Origin of the sequence: Vallicoccus soli (assembly GCF_003594885.1) — a bacterium.
GTDB classification, from domain to species: domain Bacteria; phylum Actinomycetota; class Actinomycetes; order Motilibacterales; family Motilibacteraceae; genus Vallicoccus; species Vallicoccus soli.
Window position 1 is genome coordinate 272,798 of the sequence record NZ_QZEZ01000003.1, and the last position, 18,790, is coordinate 291,587.

Genomic DNA, 18,790 nt, shown 5'->3' on the forward strand with positions numbered 1-18,790 from the left:
GGCCGCTGCCCGCGGGCGGGCTGCGGGAAACCGGGCGTCAGCCGACGGCGGCGAGCACCGCGTCGGCGAACCGGTCGGCCGCACCCTCGCCGTGCGGCAGGAACAGGCTCGGCTCGGCGAGCTCCAGCTCGAGCAGCAGCGGGCCGCCGTCGGCCTGCACGACGTCCACCCGGGCGTAGAGCAGGTCGGCGCCCTCGAGCGCCTCCCCCGCCGCCGCGAGGGCCCGCCGTGCGAGGTCGAGCTCGGCCTCCCCCGCCGTCGCGCCGCGCAGGTCCTCGCGCGAGAAGCGCTCGACGTCGGTGCCCTCGTCCGGGCGGAGCAGCGCCGCCTTGCGCACCGCGTGGCTGAAGGCGCCGGCGAAGTGCAGCAGGGCCGTCTCGCCCGCCTCGTCGACGGACGCCACGTAGGGCTGGACCATCGCCGTCCGCCCGCCGTCGGTGAGCGCCCGCGCGTGGCGCAGGGCCTCGGCGGGGTCGCTCCAGCGGCCGGTGTCGCGCGAGCCGGCCGAGACCGACGGCTTGACCACCCACTGCCCCGCGGGCGACACCGGGAGGTCGTCGACGGTCGCCGGGTCCCACGCGGTCGGGACCACCGGTACGCCGCGGCGCGCGAGGTCGTCGAGGTAGCGCTTGTCCGTGCTCCAGCGCAGGACCTCCGGCGGGTTCAGCAGGCGCGGCACCCGCGAGGCCCAGTCGAGCCAGTCCGCGCGCCGGTCGAGGTAGTCCCACGTGGACCGCACGACGACCAGGTCGAAGGCCCCCCACTGCACCGACGCGTCGTCCCAGACCTCGACGGCCACGTCCGCGCCACGCGCGTCCAGGGCCGCGACGGCGGGGGCGAGGTCGTCGTCGAGGCCCGCGGCGCGGACGTGCTCGGCGGTGGCGAGGGCGATGCGGCGCACGGGGCCTCCCGGTGGTCCTGGCGGGCGTCCGACCGGCTGCGGGGGCGCCTGCGGCGGGTCCCCTCCCGGTCGCACGGACCGTACCGCCGCTCCCGCCGGCGCGCGGCGGGGGACGTCCGCGGAGGAACCGGACGGCGGGCGCGCGCGGCGCACGCACGGCGCCCGCGCGGCGGTACGGTGCGGCCGTGGTCGCCCTCCGGCTGCTCGGCCGGCTCGAGCTGGCCGCGGACGGGGAGCCCGTCGCGCTGCCGGCGAGCCGCCGCGCGCGGGCGCTTCTCGCGTGGCTGGCGCTGCACCCCGGGCCCCGCACCCGGGCCGAGGCGGCCTCGGCCCTGTGGCCGGACGTCCTCGACGCGACGGCGCGCACCAGCCTGCGCGGCGCCCTCGCCGAGCTGCGGCGCAGCGGCGCGGGCCCCGTGGTGGTCGCCGGGCGCGAGGACCTGCGCCTGCGCGAGGACGTCGAGGTGGACGTCCGGCGGGTCGCGGAGCTCACCGCCGCCGGGCGCTGGGAGGAGGCCCTGGGCCTGGACGCGGGTCCGCTGCTGCCGGGCCCGCCCCTCGTGCCGGGGGCCGAGGAGTGGCTGGAGCCGCACCGCGACGAGCACCGGGCCCGGCTGCTGGAGGCGCTGGCCGGCGCGGCGCGGGCGGCCGAGGAGCGGGGCCGGCTCGACGACGCGCTCGCCCGGGCGCGGCGCCGTGCCCGGCTCGACCCGCTGAGCGAGGACGCCGGGCGCGAGGTCGTGCGCCTGCTCGACGCCGCCGGCGACCACGCGGCCGCGCTCGCGGAGGCCCGCGGCCTGGCCGAGCGGCTGCGGCGCGAGCTCGGCGTCGGGCCCGGCGAGACCACCCGGCGCCTCGTCGCGCGGGTCCGCGCGGCCACCGTCCCGTCGCCCCGGCCCGCGGCCGCCGACCCCGCGGTGCCGCTGCCGCCGCCGGTCGCGGCCGCGGACCCGTCCCGGCTCGTCGGGCGCGACGGCGCGCTGGACCGGCTCGTCGGCGACGCCCTGGCCCCCGGCCCGGCGCCGCGCGTGCTGCTCGTGGCGGGCGAGGCGGGCGTCGGCAAGACGAGCGTGGTCCTCGCCGCGGCGGCGCGGCTGGGCGCGGCCGGCTCGCTCGTCCTGCACGGGCGCTGCGACGAGGAGGGGATCCTCCCGTTCGGCGCCTGGGTCGAAGCGCTGCGCCACCTCGTGGCCCACCTCGACGACGAGCACGCCGCCCGGCTCGCCCGCGACGCCGGGCCGGAGCTCGCGCGGCTGCTGCCGGACCTGCGCCGGCGCGACCCGGCGCTGGCCGCGCCGGACCGTGCGGAGCCCGACACCGAGCGCTGGCGGCTCTTCGAGGCCGTCGCCGGGCTGCTCGCGGAGCTCGCCGCGGACCGCCCCGTGGTCCTGGTCCTCGACGACGCGCACTGGGCCGACCGCTCGACGCTGCTGCTCCTGCGCCACCTGCTGCGCACCCGGCGGGGCGCCCGGGTGAGCGTGCTGGCGACCTGCCGCGAGGACGAGGTCGGTCCCGCGACGCCGCTGCGCGCCCTGCTCGGCGACCTGCGCCGCGACGGGCTGCTGCACGAGACGCACCTGCGCGGGCTCGGGGAGGACGACGTGCGCCGGCTCGTCGAGCGCCGCCGGGGGCCGGGCGCCGACCCCGCCCTCGTCCGGGCGCTGCACCACGAGACGGAGGGCAACCCGTTCTTCGTCGAGGAGGTCCTGCGGGGCATGCCCCGGGCCGCGCCGGGGGCGCGCATCGACGTGCCGCCGGGCGTCCAGGACGTCGTACGGCGCCGGCTCGCCCGGCTCCCGGCCCCGGCCCGCGACGCGCTCGTGCTCGCCTCGGTCGTGGGCCGGGAGGCCGACCTGCCCCTGCTGGAGGCGCTGCACGAGGGCGAGGGCGACCTGCTCGACGCGCTCGACGCCGCCGTCGCCGCCGACCTCGTCGTCGAGGTCGACGTCGGCCGGTGGTCCTTCGCGCACGCGCTCGTGCGCTCCGCGGTGTACGAGGGGCTCTCGCGCACCCGGCGCGCCCGCCTGCACCTGCGCGTCGCCCGGGCCCTCGAGCGGGTCGCGCCCGACGGCAGCCGGGTCGCCGAGGTCGCGCACCACCACCTCGAGGCGCAGGACCCCCGGCACCTCGGCGCGGCGCTCGACGCCGCCCTGGCGGCGCACCGGCGGGCCGTCGCCCAGCTCGCGTACGAGGAGGCCGCCGCCGTCGCCGAGCGCGCGGTGGCCGTGCTGGGCGCCCTCGCGCCGGACCACCCCCGGCTGCTCCCGCTGCTGCTGGCCGCCGGCGACGCCCGCTCGCGCGCCGGGGACTCCGCGGCGGCGCGCGACGCGTTCGATCGGGCCGTGCGGGTCGCCGGCGAGCGCGACGACCCGGCGGCCGCGGCGGCCGCGGCCCTCGGGTTCGCCGGTCCCTCCTGGCAGTCCTTCGGCCGCGTCGACGACGCGGCGGTCCTGCGCCTGGACGCCGCCCTGGCCCGGCTGCCACGGGGCGAGCGCGCCCTGCGCGCCCGCGTGCAGGCGCGCCTCGCCGTGGCGCTGTACTTCGCGCGCGTCCCCGAGCGGGTGCGCGCGCTGACCCGCGACGCCGAGGCCACGGCGCGCGACCTGGGCGACCCCGCGGTGCTCGCCGCGGCGCTGGAGGCGCGGCTCTGGGCGGACTGGCACCCCGACGGCGTCCCCGGCCGGCTCGCCACCGCGGCCGAGCTGCTCGCGCTCGCCACCTCCCACGGCGACCCGGAGCTCGCCGTCCTGGCCCGCCGCTGGCGCGTGGTCGCCCTGCTGGAGGACGGGCGCTTCGACGAGGCGGCGGCCGAGGAGGCCGAGCACGCCCGGGCGGCCGGCGCGCTGCGGCTGCCGTACGAGCAGATGTACGCCGCCGTCTTCGCGACGATGCGCGCCCTGCTCGCCGGCCGGCTGGAGGAGGCGGTGCGCGGCTCCGCGCGCGTCGCGGCCTTCGGCGAGCTGCGCGGCGGCGCCGACGCGCTGCAGTTCGGCGGCGTGCACGCCCTGACCTTCGCCCAGCTGCAGGGCGACCTCGGCCCGGCGGCGGACGCGCTGACCCGCTTCGCGCGCGGCTACCCGGCGCTGCCGGCGTGGAGCGCGGGTCTCGCGGCCGCGCTCGCGCACGCCGGCCGCGAGGACGAGGCGCGCGCGGAGGTGGAGCGGGTGTGGCCGCCGGAGGAGCGCCTGCCGTTCGACGCGGTGTGGCTGCCCGGCACGGCCTTCCTCGCCCTCGCGGTGGCGCGCCTCGGCGACGTCGGGCGCGCCCGGCACCTGCACGCCCTGCTGCTCCCCTACGCCGGGCGGCCCGTGGTGCTCGGCGCGGGCGGCGCGGTCTGGGCGACCACCTCGTCGTACCTCGGGCTGCTGGCCTCGGTGTCCGGCGACCAGCGGCTCGCGGCCCGGCACCTGGACGAGGAGGTGGCCCTGCTGCGCGCCGCCGGCGCCGCGCCGTGGCTGGACCTCGCCGCCCGCGCGCGGCTGGCCGTGGGCTGAGGCACGCCGCCCGCGCTCCCGCACGGCCCGCGCACGCACGCCGCACGCTCCCGGCACGCCGCCGGGAGCAGCGTGCGCGCATGCCCTCCACCTCCACGCTCCTCGTCTTCGCCGCCGCCACCCTCGCGCTGCTGGTCGTGCCTGGCCCCTCCGTCGTCTACGTCGTCGCGCGCAGCCTGGAGCACGGGCGCGCGGCCGGCCTCTGGTCCGTGCTCGGCCTCGAGACGGGCGCGCTGCTGCACGTGCTCGGCGCCACGGCCGGGCTCGGCGCGCTGCTGGCCTCGCACCCGCTGGCGCTCGGCGCGGTGCGGTACGCCGGGGCGGCGTACCTGGTCCTGATGGGGGTGCGGCAGTTCCTGCGCCGGCACGCGGCGCCGGGGGCGGCGGGGGCCACGCCGGCCTCACGGCTGCGGCTCTTCCGCGACGGGGTCCTCGTCGACCTGCTGAACCCCAAGACGGCCCTGTTCTTCCTCGCGTTCCTGCCGCAGTTCGTCGACCCCGCCCGCGGGCCGGTCCCGCTGCAGGTCGCGGTGCTCGGGCTCTGCTTCGTCGCGCTCGCGCTGACGACGGACGCGCTGTACGCCCTCGCCGCCGGCGCCCTGTCGACCCACCTGTCCTGCAGCGCCGCCCGGCGCCGCCGGGTCGGCACGACGACGGCCGGGGTGTACGTCGGGCTGGGCGGCGTCGCGGCGTTCGTGTGACGGGTGTGCTGCCCGGGCACGCCGCGTGGTGTAGTTTCCCCACCGAGTTACTAGGGAAGGGACCGCCACCGCATGACCCCACCCGTCACCCGCCGCTCGCTGCTCGGCGCGGCCGGCGCGGGCGCCGCCGCGGCGCTCGCCCCCGGCGCGACCGCCGCGGCGACGGCCGAGCGGCCGTTCGCCGCCCGTGGCGAGCGGCCCCGCCGCCGCCCCAACCTCCTCGTGGTCCTCGCCGACGACATGGGCTGGGCCGACCTGTCCTGCTACGGCGCCCCGACGATCCGCACCCCCAACCTCGATCGGCTCGCCCGCCGCGGCGTGCGCTTCACCCAGGGGTACTCGGTGGCGCCGGTGTGCTCCCCGACGCGCATCGGGCTCTACACCGGCCGCTACCCGGGCCGTCTGCCCGCGGGGCTGCGCGAGCCCATCAGCGCACCGAGCGCGGTGGACGGCATCCCGCTCGACCACCCCACGCTGGCCTCCCTGCTCCGCGACGCCGGCTACGACACGGCGATGATCGGCAAGTGGCACTGCGGCTTCCTGCCGTGGTTCAGCCCGACCCGCCTCGGCTGGGACTCGTTCTTCGGCAACTTCAGCGGCGGCATCGACTACTTCTCCAAGCTGAGCGGGTCCGGCGCCTACGACCTCTACGAGGACGAGGTCGAGCACGAGGACCTGCGCTACTACACGCACGTCCTCACCGAGCGCGCCGAGGAGTTCCTCGAGGCCCCGCACGCGCGGCCCTGGCTGCTCAACCTCAACTACACGACGCCGCACTGGCCCTGGGAGGGCCCGCGCGACCGCGGGGTGAGCGACGAGCTCAGCGCGCGGGTGCGCGCCGGCGACCGCTCGGCCCTGGTCCACCGCGACGGCGGCTCGGTCGAGAAGTACACCGAGATGGTCGAGGACCTCGACCGCTCCCTCGGCCGGGTCCTCGCGGCGCTGCGCCGCACCGGCCAGGAGCGCGACACCCTCGTGCTCTTCGCCAGCGACAACGGCGGCGAGCGCTTCAGCAACACCTGGCCGCTCTCCGGCGAGAAGCTCACGGTCCTCGAGGGCGGCATCCGGGTCCCGACCATCCTCACCTGGCCCGCGGGGCTCGACGGGCAGCAGGTGAGCGACGTCCCGGTCGGCACGCTCGACTGGCACGCGACGCTGCTCGAGCTCGGCGGCGCGCGCCCCGACGTCGACCACCCGCTCGACGGCGTGAGCCTCGTGGACCACCTCCTGCTCGGGCGGCGCCCACCGCGCCGCGACCTGTTCTGGCGCCTGCGCGACCAGGGTGCGCTGCGCCGCGGCCGGCTCAAGTACGTCCGCGACAGCGCGGGGGCCGAGCACCTCTACGACGTCGAGGCCGACCAGCGCGAGCAGGCCGACCTCGCCGCGCGGCGCCCGGAGGACCTCGCCGCGCTGCGCGCCGCCTGGCGGGCGGTCGACGCGACCCTGCTGCCGTACCCGGCCTGAGGGCCCCTGGACAGCCGGCCGGGACCGCGGGAGGGGGTCTCAGCGGTCCCGGTCGGCGGGCAGCGCGCCGCGCTCGACGGCCCGGACGAGGGCGGCGTGGTCGGCCTCGGTCTGGTCGGCGTACGCCCGCGCGAACCGCGCCAGCGCCTCGTCCGCCTTGTCGGAGGAGCCGAGGTAGCCGGCGATGGTCGACGCGCCGCTGGTGCGGGCGTGGCCCTTGGCCAGCAGCGCGCCGCAGACCCCGGCGTAGTCCACGAGCGCCTCGTGGTCGATGCCGTCGACCTCGATCGCGCCCTTCATGTCGCGGAACTGGCGCACGTAGAACTGGTGCCCGCCCGCCGTCGCCCAGCCCAGCAGCGGGTCGCTGACCGTCTGCAGGGCCTGCTGGTACTCCACGACCCGCTGGCCCTGGTGCTCGTGCCGGGGGACCTGCCCGTGCACCCAGGGCGCGAGCACCGAGCGCCGGGCCTGCTTGAGCTGCAGGAAGACCACGTCGTCGGGGCTGCTGCCCTCGCACAGCGCGACGTAGGCCCGCAGCCCGACCGAGCCCACCCCGACGACCTTGTGCGCGACGTCGACCAGCCGGTAGCCGGCGAGCATGCGGGCCCAGTGCGGCGGCAGGGTCCCCAGGTACACGTCGAGCGCCTCGGCGAGGCCCTCCGCCACCTCCTGCGGCGGGTGCGTGATGAGCGGCGGCTCCTCGACGATGCGCCGGCCCCGCTCGGCGTGCTCCTCGGTGAAGCGCGGCAGGGCGCGGTCGCTCGTGCGCCTGCGCGCCCGCTTCGCCGCCCGGTCCACCTCGTCCTGCAGGGCCGAGCCGCTCGTGCCGCGCAGCGCCTCCACGTCGAGCCGCTCGTAGGAGCGCTGCACCAGCGGGAGCTCGGCGAGGCGGTGCACCTGCTCGCGGTAGGCGCGCAGGCACGTCAGCACCGCATCCTCGCAGTGCCCCTCCTTCGCGCCGTTCTGCCGGCCCGCCACCCAGGCGCTCGTGGTGAGGCGGCGCAGGTCCCACTCCCAGGCGCCCGGGTGCGCCTCGTCGAAGTCGTTGAGGTCGAAGACGAGGTTGCGCTCCGGCGAGGCGTAGAAGCCGAAGTTCCCCAGGTGCGCGTCGCCGCACACGACGGGCGTGATGCCGGTGCGCGGCAGCGCCGCGAAGTCCGCCGCGTGGGTGGCGGCCGCCCCGCGCAGGAACGCGTACGGCGAGGCGACCATCCGCCCGACCCGGATCGGCACGAGCTCGGGCAGCCGGCCCTCGTGCGCCGCGCGCACCTGCTCGACGGGGTCGACCCGGTCGGCCGGTGGCTCCCAGTCGCCCAGCGACGACCGGGGTACGGTCTCGCGCAACCGCTTTCCCAGAGCGCGCCGCTCCTCGCGGGGTATCGCCGCCTGCCGCAGGCTCGAGAACCCGCCGTCGTCCGTACCGGCGATGACGACGTCCCGGAACGGTCCCTCGGTGCGGATGGGGGGCACGCCGCGAGGGTAGCCCGCTCGACGGGCGCGTCCGGGCGGTGGGAGGGTCCTCCCCGTACGACCGCCGACGGCGAGACGGAGGACGCTCATGGCACCCCTGCTCCAGCAGGTCCTGCGACGCAAGCCCGTGGAGGCGTACGCCGCGGAGGGCGAGGCCGGCGGGCTCCGCAGGACCATCGGCCTGGCGCAGCTGTCGATGTTCGGCATCGGCGCGACCGTCGGCACCGGCATCTTCTTCGTCCTGTCCGAGGCCGTGCCGGTCGCGGGCCCCGCGGTCATCGTGTCGTTCGTCATCGCCGGCGTCGTCGCCGGGCTCACCGCCATCTGCTACGCCGAGCTGGCGAGCGCCGTGCCGGTGTCCGGCTCGTCCTACTCGTACGCGTACGCCACCCTCGGCGAGCTCGTCGCCATGGGCGTCGCGGCGTGCCTGCTCCTCGAGTACGGCGTGTCCGCCGCGGCGGTGGCCGTCGGCTGGTCGCAGTACCTCAACGAGCTGCTGGACAACGTGGTGGGCGTCGCCATCCCGGAGGCGCTGTCCGCCTCTCCCGAGGCGGGCGGCGTGGTGAACCTGCCGGCGGTCGTCCTCGTGGCGCTGTGCTCGCTGCTGCTGGTCCGGGGGACGAGCGAGTCGGCCCGCGCCAACGCCGCCATGGTCGTCGTCAAGGTCGCGGTGCTGCTCCTCTTCGTCGTCGTGGCGCTGGCCGGCTGGGAGAGCGACAACCTGTCCGACTTCGCCCCCTTCGGGCTGGACGGCGTGACGACCGCCGCGGGGATCATCTTCTTCAGCTACATCGGGCTCGACGCGGTCTCGACGGCCGGCGAGGAGGTCGAGGACCCCCGGCGCACGATGCCGCTGGCCATCCTCATCGCCCTCGTCACGGTCACGTCCCTCTACGTCGCCGTCTCGGTGGTGGCCGTGGCCGCGCAGCCGCAGGAGCGCTTCGACGGGCAGGAGGCCGGTCTCGCCGCCATCCTCGAGGACGTCACCGGTTCGACCTGGCCCGGCACCGTGCTGGCCGCGGGCGCCGTCGTGTCGATCTTCAGCATCACGCTGGTCGTGCTCTACGGGCAGACCCGCATCCTCTTCGCGATGGGCCGGGACGGCATGGTGCCCCCGCTCTTCGCGCGCGTCGACCGGCGCACGCAGACGCCGGTGGCGGGCACGGTCGTCGTGGGCGTCGCCGTCGGCCTGCTCGCCGGCCTGCTGCCCATCGACTTCCTCGCCGAGATGACGAGCGTCGGGACGCTCGTCGCCTTCCTCGTGGTGTCCGTCGGCGTGATGGTGCTGCGCCGCACGGCGCCGGACCTGGAGCGCGGCTTCCGGGTCCCGCTCTACCCCGTCCTGCCGCTGGCGTCGGTGGCCGGCTGCCTGTGGATCATCTCGAGCCTGCGGGGCATCACCCTCGTCGTGTTCGCGGTCTGGGTCGCGGCGGTCCTCGCCTTCTACTTCGCGTACGGCATCCGCCACTCCCGCCTCGCCGGGACGGAGGTGGGGCGGTGACCCTCCTCGTCGGCGTCACCCACGACGAGCGGTGCGCCGCCGTCGTCCACCTCGCCGCGCAGCTGGCCCGCTCCGCCGGCGAGGACCTGCTCCTCGTCGCCGTCGTGCCCACCTCGTGGCCCCCCGGGCCCGGGCGGGTCGACGCGGAGTTCCGCCGCCACCTCGCGGCGTCGGCCGACGCGGCGCTGGGGCGGGCGCGCACGCTGCTGCCGGACGACGTACCGGCCCGGCTCGTCGTCCATCACGCGCGCTCCGCCGCCGCCGGGCTCCTCGAGGTCGCCGAGGGCGAGAGCACGGCGCTCGTCGTCCTCGGGTCGTCCGCGGCCGGCCCGCTCGGGCGGGTCGCGCTGGGCAGCGTCGCCGACCGGCTGCTGCACAGCTCGCCGGTGCCCGTCGCGCTCGCGACCCGCGGCTACCGGGGCGAGGAGCGGGTCCGGCGGGTCACCGCGGCGTACGGTGCCACGGCCGGCGGCGACGACCTCGTCGTCGCCGCGGCGGGGGTGGCGGCCCGGGTCGGCGCGCCCCTGCGGGTCGCGTCGTTCGCGGTGCACGGGCCGACCATCGTCACGGCCGGGGCCGGCTTCCGCGCCGAGGACGACGTCGTCGGGACGTGGGTGGGTGAGGTGCGCCGGGCGCAGCAGGACGTGCTCGCGCGGGTCGCCGGGCTCCCCGTGGTGCCGCCCTCGGTCGACACCGTGGTCGGCCAGGGCGCGGACTGGGGCGCCGCGCTGGGCGACGTGCCGTGGGACGGCGGGGACGTGCTGGTCGTGGGCTCGAGCGCGGTCGGGCCGGTCGCCCGGGTGTTCCTGGGGTCGCGGGCGTCCAAGGTCGTGCGCCACTCCCCCGTGCCGGTCGTCGTCGTGCCCCGCCGCTCCGCGGTGTCGCTGGCGGAGCGCGCGGGCCACCCGGCCGGGGCCTCCTAGAGCTTGCAGAGGCGCGCGTCGTTGGGCACGCGCACCCGCTGGCTGCCGAAGTCGACGACCACGACGCCGCGCGGCTCGAGGCCGACCACGGTGCCGATGCCGAAGCGGTCGTGGTTGACCCGCTCGTCGACGGCGTACTCCTCGCGCACCACCGCGGGCGGCGCGGCGAAGGGGCTCGTGGCCAGGGCGGGGCGGGCCGTGCGGTCTCGGGTCATGCCGCAGTGTCGCACGCCCGCGGGCCCCGCCCGCACGGCGGCGCGACCGGGTGTGCACCATCGAGGGGTGGGCGACGGGGTGCAGGACCTGCGACGGCGGCGCGGGGCGGGTCCCCTCGGGCTCCCCCGGTACGCCCTGCTCGCCCTCGGCCTCCTCGTCGCGTTCGGGCTCGTCTTCCTCGCCGTCGAGGCGCTCGGGCTGGACGTGCTGACCGACCCGCGGCCGTGGCTGCGCGAGCACCGCGGGCAGGCGGCCGTCGTCGGGGTCGGGCTGCTCGTGGCGGACGTCCTCGTGCCCGTGCCCTCGAGCGTGGTCATGACCGCGCACGGCGCCGTCTTCGGGCCGGCGCTCGGCACGCTGCTGTCCCTCGCCGGCGGCCTCGGCGCGGCCGTCGTGGCCTTCTGGCTCGGCCGGCGCGGCGGGCCCCTGCTCGACCGGCTCGTCCCGGCGTCCGAGCGCCGCCGCGCCGACGCCCTCCTCGAGCGCTGGGGCACCCTCGCGATCGTCGTGACGCGCCCGGTCCCGCTGCTCGCCGAGACCGTCCTCGTGCTCGCCGGGGCGAGCCCCCTCGGCTGGCGCCGCGCCCTGCTCGCCGCGCTCCTGGGCACGGTGCCGGCCGCGCTGCTGTACGCCCTCGCCGGGGCCGCCGTCGGCTTCCTCCCCGGCCCCGCCGCCGTCTTCGCCCTCGTCCTGCTCCTGGCCGCCCTGCTCTGGTGGGTCGGCTGGCTCACCGACCGCCGCCGCTGACCCGGCCCGCCACGAGCGCATGATCACGGCCGGGGTCGTGCATGATCGCGGCCACGACGTGCGCGATCATGCAGCCCCCCGGCCGCGATCCTGCAGCCCTCCTGCCGTGATCATGCGCTCCCCGGACCGCGACCATGCGCTCCCCCCGAGCCCGCCCGGGGGGGGTCAGGCGCCGGGGGGCTCGTACCGGCCGTCGACGGCGGTCCAGCCGCCGTCGACGGTGAGGACGCTGCCGGTGACGAAGCTGCTGGCGTCGGAGGCGAGGTAGACGACGGCGCCGGCGAGCTCCCCGGGGCGGGCCCAGCGGCCGAGGGCGCTCTTGGCGGCGTAGGCGCCGTACCAGGAGGGGTCGGCCTTGATCTGCGCGGTGAGCGGGGTCTCGACGACGCCGGGGGCGACGGCGTTCACGCGCACGCCGCGGGGGCCGAGCTCGGCGGCCGCGGTGCGCAGCAGCTGGACGAGGCCGGCCTTGGTGGCCGCGTACACGCCCTGGCCCGGCTCCACGGTCACCGCCCGGATCGAGGAGAACCCGACGACCGAGCCGCGGCCCCGCTCGGCCATGGCGCCGCCGAAGGTCCGTACGAGGTCGAACGACGCCCGCAGGTTGAGCGCGACGACCCGGTCGAACTCCTCCTCGGCGTAGTCGAGCAGGCGCTTGCGCACGTTGGTGGCGGCCGTGAAGACGAGCACGTCGACGTCGCCGAGCTCCCCCGGCGCCGCGGCGACCGCCGCGCGGTCGAGGACGTCCAGGGGGTACGCCGTGCCGCCCGCCCCCTGCGCCGTCCGGGCGGCCGCGTCGGCGTCCCGGTCGGCGCACACCACGTCGGCGCCGTGCGCGGCGAGGGCGAGCGCCGCCTCGCGGCCGATGCCGCTGCCGGCGCCGACGACGACGGCCCGGCGGCCGTCGAGGCGGAAGAGGCGGGTGTAGTCCGGGGCGGGGTCCACGCAGGGCTCCTCAAGCCGGCCGGATGACGGCCATGCGGGTGACGGTGAGCTCCTCGACGGCGAAGCGCGGGCCCTCGCGACCGGCCCCCGAGTCCTTCACGCCGCCGTAGGGCATGGTGTCCGACCGGAAGCCGGGCACCTCGTTGACGACGACGCCGCCGACCTCGAGCCGCTCCACCGCCGCGAAGGCGCTCGCCAGCGAGCGGGTGAAGACGCTGGCGTGCAGGCCGTAGCGGGAGGCGTTGACGGCGTCGTACGCGGCGTCGAGCGACGGCACCGCCCGCACGCACACGACCGGGCCGAAGACCTCCTCGTCCCACGCGGCCACGCCGTCGGGGACGTCGGCGAGCACGGTCGGCCCCAGCGGGTCGTCGTCGGGCCCGCCGGCGAGCACGCGCGCGCCGGCCGCGACCGCCTCGCGCACCCAGGAGGCGACGCGCTCGCGGGAGCCGGCGTCGATGAGCGCCGAGACGCGGGTGGCGGGGTCGCGGGGGTCCCCGACCCGCACGTCCGCCACGCCCGCGGCGAGCCGGTCCAGGAACGCCCCGGCGACGCTCTCCTCGACGAGGACCCGCTGCACGGAGATGCACGCCTGGCCGGAGGCGTAGAAGCCGCCGCGCAGGACGGCCGCAGCGGCCGCGTCGAGGTCGGCGTCGGCCGCGACGACGAGCGCGGCGTTGGAACCGAGCTCGAGGAGGACCTTGCGCGGGGCCGCGTCGCGCGCGATGCGGTGCCCGACCGCGGCCGAGCCGGTGAAGGACACCGCCGCCACCCGCGGGTCGGTCGTGAGCGCGCTGCCCACGGAGGCGTCGCCCGTGACGAGCTGCACCGCGGCCGCGGGCGCGCCGGCCGCCTCCGCCGCCTCGCGCAGCGCGTGCACGAGCCAGAGGGTCGCCAGCGGCGTCTGCGGCGCGGGCTTGACGACGACGGGGCACCCGGCGGCGACGGCGGGCCCCACCTTGTGGGCCGCGAGGAGCAGGGGGTAGTTGAAGCCCGCGATCCCGACGACGACCCCGACCGGCTTGCGCACCCAGAAGCCGATGAGGCCCTCGCCGGACGGCAGCAGGTCGAGCGGCACGGTCTCCCCGTGCAGCCGGGCGACCTCCTCGGCGGACGCGGCGAGGGTCACGAGCGCGCGGTCCACCTCGACCCGGCAGTCCACGAGGGGCTTGCCGGTCTCGAGGACGAGCAGCTGCTCGAGGTCGTCGCGCCGCGCCGCGAGGGCGTCGCGGGCGCCGAGCAGGACGGCGCGCCGCACGTGCGACGGCAGCGCGGCCACGGCGCCCCGGCAGGCCGCGGCGGCGGCCACCGCGCGCTCGGCCAGCGCCGCGTCGCCGACGGGCGCGGGGGCGACGGGCGAGCCGTCGTACGGGAAGCGCACCTCCCGGGTCCCTGCGGCGACCCACGCGTCGCCGACGGGCAGGCCCTCGGGGAAGGGCAGGGCGACGCCCTGCGCGGTCCGGCGGGTCACGGTCGGCCTCCTCGGCGGGCGGACGGGACGAGGTCGAGGTACGACGGCCACTCCCCCGCGGGCGTGCGCGTGGTCGTGGCGGCCAGCACGGCGTGCACGACGGCGCGGGTGACGCAGTCGGCCGCCACGGTCAGCAGGCCGTGCAGGGCCTGCGCGTCGGGCGCGGGCCGCGCCGCCGTGGACAGGCCGAAGAGCGTGTCGCCGTCGAACATCGTGTGCACCGGGCGCAGCGCCCGCGCGAGCCCGTCGTGCCCGATGCCGGCGAGCTTGGCGCACTGCGCCTTGGTGAGCGCGAGGTCGGTGGCGACGACGCCGATGGTCGTGTGCAGGTCGCCCCGGCGCTGCGCCCGCTCCGGTGCCGTGACCGCCGCGGCGTCGGAGGGGTCGGGGGTCCCCAGCCACGCCAGCTCGCCGGGGAGCAGGTGCCGCGCGCCCCAGAGCCCGCCGGTCCGCGGGTCGGCCGGGGATCCGAGCGCGTTGACGACGACGAGGGCGGCGACCGTCGCCCCGCCCGGCAGGACCGCGCTCGCGGAGCCGACACCGCCCTTGAACCGCCCGGCCAGGGCGCCCGTCCCGGCGCCGACGCACCCCTGCTGCACGGGCCCGTCCCCCGCGGCGTCGTGCGCGGCCGCGCCGAAGGATGCGTCGGCGCGGCGCGCCTGGTCCCCGCCCCGGCCCAGGTCGAAGACGACGGCGGCGGGGACGATCGGCACCACGACGTCGCCGTCGGCGCCCACCCGCAGCCCGGTCCCGGCCTCGGCCAGCCGGGCCATGACCCCGTCGGCGGCGCCGAGGCCGAAGGCGCTGCTGCCACCGAGGACGACGGCGTGCACGCGCTCGACGACGTTGCGCGGGTCGAGCAGGTCGGTCTCGCGGGTGCCGGGGCCGCCGCCGCGCACGTCCACCCCGCCGACCACCCCGCCCTCGGGAGCGAGGACCACGGTCGTGCCGGTGAGCCAGCCGTCGCCGGCCGCGGTGCGGTGCCCGACCCGCAGCCCGGGCACGTCGACGAGGCTGTTGCTCGGCCCGGGGCGGACCTCCGGCTCGACCGGGCCGACGCTCACGGCCGGCCGCCGCGCAGGAAGCGCCCGGCGGCCTCGGCGTAGACCCGGGCGCAGGCGACGATCTCGTCCACCTCGACGTACTCGTCGGCCTGGTGGGCGATCCACTTGCCGCCGGGGCCGTAGACGACGGTCGGCATCCCAGCGTCGCGGGTGAGGATCGTGCCGTCGGTCGCCCCCGGCACCCCGCCGTACCGCGCCGGCTCGCCGAGCACCGCCTCGTGCGCGGCGGCGAGCGCGGTGACGAGCGGGTGGGCGGGGTCGACCTCGACGGCCGGCCGGTCGTCGACGACGGTGACCTCGGCGCGTACGCCGTCGGGGGTGCCCGCCGCCTCGGCCAGGGCCCGGACCCGCGCGACGAGCGCGCCGTGGTCGACGTCCGGCAGGGTCCGCACGTCGAGGCAGACCGAGGCCCGGGCGGGGATGACGTTGATCTGGTCCGCGTCCCCGGCCCCGAGGACGGTGGGCGTGAGGTACACCCGCCCGAGGTGCTCGTGCTCGCCGAACGCCTCCACGAGCTCGCGCTGGTAGTCCGCGAGCGCCGCGAGCAGGCGGCCCACGGCGACGACCGGGTTGCGCGCGTGCTGCGGCATCGCCCCGTGCGCCATGCGCCCGTGCAGGTCGACCCGCAGGCGGACGGCGCCCTTGGCGGCGACGCAGACCTCGCCGGCCTCGGGCTCGCAGACGATCGCCCCGTCGACCTCGCGAGCAAGCGCTGTCCGCGCGAAGTGCTTCGCGCCGAGCATCAGGCCCTCCTCGTCGACGAGGGCGCACACCGCGACCCGCCCCGGGAAGGGCCCGGCCTCCTGCAGGGCGCGCACCGCGTAGAGCATCGCGGCGACGCCCGACTTCATGTCGGCCGAGCCGCGCCCGTAGAGCCGGCCGTCGCGGACCTCCGCGCCGAAGGGGTCGACGGTCCAGCTCGAGAGGTCCCCCTCGGTCACGACGTCGGTGTGCCCCTCGAAGGCGAGGGTGGGGCCGGGCCCGCCGCCGCCCTCGACGACGGCGACGACGTTGGGCCGCCCCGGCGCGACCTCGGTGACCTCCGGCTCCCAGCCGAACGAGCGCATGCGCTCGGCGACGAGCGCGGCCGCCTCGCCCTCGGCGGTCCCGGCCCGCGGGTCGTGGACGCTGCGGCACCGCACCAGCTCGCGGGTGAAGGCGACGACCGCCTCGGCGTCGACGTCGTACGGGCTGCTCACGAGACGGCCTCCTCGGTGCCGGGGGCGGTGGCGCCGCGCGCGAGGTCCGCCGCGGTCACGCCGTCCAGGGCCTTGCGCAGGGTGGGCACGGCGGCCACGAGCCGCCGGGTGTACGGGTGCCGCGGGGCGCCGTGGACCTGCTCGGTGGGCCCCAGCTCGACGATGCGGCCCTCGTGCACGACCGCGACGGTGTCGCAGACGTGCCGCACGACGCTGAGGTCGTGCGAGACGAAGACGAGGGTGAGCGCGTGCTCCTCGACGAGGTCGGCGAGCAGGTTGAGGATCTGCGCGCGCACCGACACGTCGAGGGCGCTCACCGGCTCGTCGGCCACGAGCACCTTCGGCCGCGTCGACAGGGCCCGGGCGATCGAGATGCGCTGGCGCTGGCCGCCGGAGAACTGGTGGGGGTAGCGCTCCCCCGCGTCCGGCGGCAGGCCGACGTCCGCGAGCAGCTCGGCCACCCGGGCCCGGGGGTCGCGCTCGCCCTGGGCCACGAGCGGCTCGGCGACGATGTCGCGCACCCGCATGCGCGGGTCGAGCGAGCCCATCGGGTCCTGGAAGACGACCTGCAGGTCGCGGCGCAGCCCCCGCAGGCGCCGCTCCGGCAGGCCCGAGACGACCTCGCCGTCGAAGGCGACCGTGCCGGCGGTCGGGGTGTCCAGGGCGCAGAGCAGGCGGATGAGCGTCGACTTGCCGGAGCCGGACTCCCCCACGATGCCGAAGCGCTCGCCGCGGGCGACGTCGAAGCTGACGCCCCGCAGGGCGTGCACCTCGGGCGGCGGGGAGAGCAGGGACGTCCGCGAGCGCCGGTACGTCCGCTCGAGGTCGCGGACCGCGATGAGGGGCTGCCCGCTCACCGCGGCTCCTCCACCGGGTGGCGGCAGGCGTGCCCGCGGGCGCGGTCGCCGTACCAGGGGGGCAGCTCGGCGCAGTCGTCCTGCGCGCGGGGGCAGCGGGTGCGGAAGACGCAGCCGTCGGGGAACCGGCCGGCGGCGGGCACGGCCCCGGCGATGGTGCGCAGCCGGCCGCGCTCGTCGCTGCGCTCGAGGTCGGACGAGTCGAGCAGGCCGCGCGTGTACGGGTGCCGTGGGCGCGTGAAGACCTCGTCCACCGTGCCGGTCTCGACGATGCGCCCGCCGTACATGACCATGACGCGCCGGCACACCGTGGCGACGACGGCCAGGTCGTGCGTGATGAAGAGCAGGGCCGAGCCGAGCCGCTCCACGCCGCGCAGCACCAGGTCGAGCACCTGCGCCTGCACGGTGACGTCGAGGGCGGTCGTGGGCTCGTCGCAGAGGAGGACCGACGGGTCGTTGGACAGCGCCATCGCGAGGACCACCCGCTGGCGCTGCCCGCCGGAGAGCTGGTGCGGGTACGCCCGCGCGGCCCGCCCGGGGTCGGGCAGCCGCACGAGGTCGAGCAGTTCGACGGCCCGCGCCCGCGCCGCCCGCCGGTCCGGCACGGTGCGGTGCAGCAGCATCGCCTCGGCGACCTGGTCGCCGACGCGCATCACCGGGTTCAGCGCGGTCATCGGCTCCTGGAAGACCATGGCGACCCTGTCGCCCCGTACGCGGGACAGCGCCTTCTCCGAGGCCCCGACGAGGTCGTGGTCCACGCCCGCGAGGCGCACCGAGCCCTCGGCCCTCACCCCCTCGGGCAGCAGGCCCATGACCGCCGACGCGGTGAGGGACTTGCCCGAGCCCGACTCGCCGATGAGGCCGACGCGCTCGCCGGCGGACAGGCTGAACGAGACGTCGCTGACCAGGCGCAGGCGCGAGGTGCCGACGTGCAGGTCGCGCACGTCGAGCACGGGGGCACCCGCTGCGGGCGCCGCGGCCGCCGCGCTCACCGGCGGTCCTGCAGCCGCGGGTCGAGGTGGTCGCGCAGGCCGTCGCCGAGCAGGTTGAAGCCCAGCACGGCCAGGGCGATGGCCAGGCCGGGCCAGAGCGCCAGCCGCGGCGCCGTGAACAGCAGCTCCTGCGACTCCTGCAGCATCCGCCCCCAGGACGGCGTGGGCGGGCGGGTGCCGAAGCCGAGGAACGACAGGGCGGCCTCGGCGAGCACGGCGATGGCGAAGCTCACCGACGCCTGGACGATGACGAGGCCGGCGATGTTGGGCAGCACGTGCCGGCCCGCGACCGCCGGCGGCGTGCGCCCGGCCGAGCGGGCGGCGAGCACGTACTCGGTGCTCATCACCTGCAGCGTGCCGCTGCGGGCGAGCCGGGCGAAGGACGGCACGGTGGCGATGCCGATGGCGACCATCGCGGTGAGCGTCGAGGCGCCGAAGACGGCGCCGAACATGATGGCGAGCAGCAGCGCCGGGAAGGCCAGCAGCAGGTCGTTGAGCCGCATGAGCAGCTCCCCGAGCCAGCGCGGCGCCATGCCGGCGAGCACGCCCAGCGGCGTGCCCACGACCGCCGCGACGCCGACGGCGACGATGCCGACGAAGAGCGTCGTGCGCGCGCCGACCATGAGCTGGCTGACGACGTCGCGGCCGAACTTGTCGGTGCCCAGCCAGTGGTCGGCACCGGGGGTGAGCAGGCGGGCGGCGGGGTCGACCCGGGTGGGGTCGTACGGGGTCCAGACGAACGACACCAGCGCGGCGACGACGACCAGCCCGACGAGGGCACCGCCGACGACGAGGGAGGCGTTCGCCCGGCGCCGGTCCCCGGTGGGCGCGAGCGGCTCCAGGCG

16 protein-coding genes are annotated in these 18,790 nt (G+C 77.9%); 6 read left to right on the forward strand and 10 right to left on the reverse strand.

Annotated elements, in window-relative coordinates:
* Positions 1 to 37: 37 nt before the first annotated feature.
* Positions 38 to 901: an ATP-grasp domain-containing protein gene (locus tag D5H78_RS09435; RefSeq protein ID WP_119950171.1), complete on the reverse strand. Its 864-nt coding sequence runs from the start codon at positions 899 to 901 to the stop codon at positions 38 to 40.
* A gap of 185 nt (positions 902 to 1,086) precedes the next feature.
* Here D5H78_RS09435 and D5H78_RS09440 point away from each other — a divergent pair, with 185 nt between their 5' ends.
* The 3 genes from D5H78_RS09440 (at position 1,087) to D5H78_RS09450 (ending at position 6,560) form a co-directional block, all read left to right on the forward strand.
* Positions 1,087 to 4,395, forward strand: coding sequence for an ATP-binding protein (locus D5H78_RS09440; RefSeq protein WP_165865681.1), 3,309 nt, complete (start codon positions 1,087 to 1,089; stop codon positions 4,393 to 4,395).
* An 80-nt stretch (positions 4,396 to 4,475) separates the two neighbouring features.
* A complete protein-coding gene (locus D5H78_RS09445; RefSeq protein WP_119950173.1) occupies positions 4,476 to 5,096 on the forward strand; it encodes a LysE family translocator in 621 nt (206 codons plus the stop codon).
* Positions 5,097 to 5,168: 72 nt separating this feature from the next.
* Positions 5,169 to 6,560, forward strand: a complete 1,392-nt coding sequence (locus tag D5H78_RS09450; RefSeq protein WP_119950175.1) for a sulfatase-like hydrolase/transferase — start codon at positions 5,169 to 5,171, stop codon at positions 6,558 to 6,560.
* 39 nt (positions 6,561 to 6,599) lie between these two features.
* On the opposite strand, the gene D5H78_RS09455 is transcribed toward D5H78_RS09450, so the two are convergent.
* The gene (locus tag D5H78_RS09455; RefSeq protein ID WP_119950177.1) at positions 6,600 to 8,120 is read right to left on the reverse strand and encodes a DUF2252 domain-containing protein; all 1,521 of its coding nucleotides are present in this window, start codon (positions 8,118 to 8,120) and stop codon (positions 6,600 to 6,602) included.
* Here D5H78_RS09455 and D5H78_RS09460 point away from each other — a divergent pair.
* Both D5H78_RS09460 and D5H78_RS09465 read left to right on the forward strand, forming a co-directional pair.
* Positions 8,119 to 9,531 carry an amino acid permease gene (locus tag D5H78_RS09460; protein WP_119950179.1) on the forward strand — a complete coding sequence of 471 codons (1,413 nt, stop codon included), beginning with the start codon at positions 8,119 to 8,121 and terminating at the stop codon, positions 9,529 to 9,531. The genes D5H78_RS09455 and D5H78_RS09460 overlap by 2 nt on opposite strands.
* Positions 9,528 to 10,454, forward strand: a complete 927-nt coding sequence (locus tag D5H78_RS09465; RefSeq protein ID WP_119950181.1) for a universal stress protein — start codon at positions 9,528 to 9,530, stop codon at positions 10,452 to 10,454. The genes D5H78_RS09460 and D5H78_RS09465 overlap by 4 nt, the downstream gene beginning before the upstream one ends.
* Here D5H78_RS09465 and D5H78_RS19080 read toward each other — a convergent pair.
* The gene (locus tag D5H78_RS19080; protein WP_133412030.1) at positions 10,451 to 10,669 is read right to left on the reverse strand and encodes a hypothetical protein; all 219 of its coding nucleotides are present in this window, start codon (positions 10,667 to 10,669) and stop codon (positions 10,451 to 10,453) included. The genes D5H78_RS09465 and D5H78_RS19080 overlap by 4 nt on opposite strands.
* A gap of 67 nt (positions 10,670 to 10,736) precedes the next feature.
* Here D5H78_RS19080 and D5H78_RS09470 point away from each other — a divergent pair, with 67 nt between their 5' ends.
* On the forward strand, positions 10,737 to 11,417 hold the full coding sequence (locus D5H78_RS09470) for a TVP38/TMEM64 family protein (RefSeq protein ID WP_165865682.1): 681 nt from the start codon (positions 10,737 to 10,739) through the stop codon (positions 11,415 to 11,417).
* Positions 11,418 to 11,582: 165 nt separating this feature from the next.
* Here D5H78_RS09470 and D5H78_RS09475 read toward each other — a convergent pair whose 3' ends face one another.
* The 7 genes from D5H78_RS09475 to D5H78_RS09505 are packed head-to-tail and all read right to left on the reverse strand — an operon-like array spanning position 11,583 to position 18,787.
* Positions 11,583 to 12,362, reverse strand: coding sequence for an SDR family NAD(P)-dependent oxidoreductase (locus D5H78_RS09475; RefSeq protein ID WP_119950183.1), 780 nt, complete (start codon positions 12,360 to 12,362; stop codon positions 11,583 to 11,585).
* 10 nt (positions 12,363 to 12,372) lie between these two features.
* Entirely contained in the window at positions 12,373 to 13,833 is a 1,461-nt protein-coding gene (locus tag D5H78_RS09480) for an aldehyde dehydrogenase family protein (protein ID WP_218566431.1), read from the reverse strand.
* The gene (locus tag D5H78_RS09485; protein WP_119950184.1) at positions 13,830 to 14,897 is read right to left on the reverse strand and encodes a P1 family peptidase; all 1,068 of its coding nucleotides are present in this window, start codon (positions 14,895 to 14,897) and stop codon (positions 13,830 to 13,832) included. Before D5H78_RS09485 ends, D5H78_RS09480 begins: the two co-directional genes overlap by 4 nt.
* Positions 14,894 to 16,096 (reverse strand): M20 family metallopeptidase, encoded by a 1,203-nt coding sequence (locus D5H78_RS09490; RefSeq protein ID WP_119950185.1) that lies wholly within the window; start codon positions 16,094 to 16,096, stop codon positions 14,894 to 14,896. The genes D5H78_RS09485 and D5H78_RS09490 overlap by 4 nt, the downstream gene beginning before the upstream one ends.
* Complete coding sequence (locus D5H78_RS09495) at positions 16,093 to 16,953, reverse strand: ATP-binding cassette domain-containing protein (protein WP_119950187.1); 861 nt, start codon at positions 16,951 to 16,953, stop codon at positions 16,093 to 16,095. Before D5H78_RS09495 ends, D5H78_RS09490 begins: the two co-directional genes overlap by 4 nt.
* On the reverse strand, positions 16,950 to 17,945 hold the full coding sequence (locus D5H78_RS09500) for an ABC transporter ATP-binding protein (RefSeq protein WP_218566432.1): 996 nt from the start codon (positions 17,943 to 17,945) through the stop codon (positions 16,950 to 16,952). Before D5H78_RS09500 ends, D5H78_RS09495 begins: the two co-directional genes overlap by 4 nt.
* Complete coding sequence (locus D5H78_RS09505; RefSeq protein ID WP_119950315.1) at positions 17,942 to 18,787, reverse strand: ABC transporter permease; 846 nt, start codon at positions 18,785 to 18,787, stop codon at positions 17,942 to 17,944. The genes D5H78_RS09500 and D5H78_RS09505 overlap by 4 nt, the downstream gene beginning before the upstream one ends.
* Positions 18,788 to 18,790: the final 3 nt, after the last annotated feature.

Excerpts from the sequence above, each read along its gene's own strand:
- D5H78_RS09445 (WP_119950173.1), top strand. The coding sequence starts at position 4,476 with ATGCCCTCCACCTCCACGCTCCTCGTCTTCGCCGCCGCCACCCTCGCG.
- D5H78_RS09450 (WP_119950175.1), top strand. The coding sequence starts at position 5,169 with ATGACCCCACCCGTCACCCGCCGCTCGCTGCTCGGCGCGGCCGGCGCG.
- D5H78_RS09460 (WP_119950179.1), top strand. The coding sequence starts at position 8,119 with ATGGCACCCCTGCTCCAGCAGGTCCTGCGACGCAAGCCCGTGGAGGCG.
- D5H78_RS09455 (WP_119950177.1), bottom strand. The coding sequence starts at position 8,120 with ATGAGCGTCCTCCGTCTCGCCGTCGGCGGTCGTACGGGGAGGACCCTC.
- D5H78_RS19080 (WP_133412030.1), bottom strand. The coding sequence starts at position 10,669 with ATGACCCGAGACCGCACGGCCCGCCCCGCCCTGGCCACGAGCCCCTTC.